Consider the following 238-nt stretch of genomic DNA (forward strand, 5'->3'; position numbering starts at 1 on the left):
GGTTCGGCCGTCACGAGGTCGCGCGGCGGTCCGGAGAGGAGTAGGAGCGGACGACCGAAACGGTTCCTTCGTCTGAGTAGCAGGATCGGTCACGTCCGAGAAAGGCTTATGTACTGTCGTGGTAGAGTCTGACACGCATAGAATGTTCGAGCGATTCTCGAGCGGCTACTACCTTGGGGAACTGTACGTGGAACCCCACGGCGGCGAGCGCGCCGTCATCCAGCGCGCGGACCACGAG

Annotated in this window: 1 protein-coding gene; it reads left to right on the forward strand. The window is 62.2% G+C overall.

Annotated elements, in window-relative coordinates:
- Positions 1–142: 142 nt before the first annotated feature.
- Positions 143–238 (forward strand): DUF5802 family protein (locus tag EXE44_RS21795; protein WP_241991921.1); only part of this gene is annotated, 96 nt, incomplete at its 3' end.

It is taken from the genome of Halorubrum sp. SS7 (assembly GCF_005435055.1).
Taxonomy (GTDB): Archaea; Halobacteriota; Halobacteria; order Halobacteriales; family Haloferacaceae; genus Halorubrum; species Halorubrum salinarum.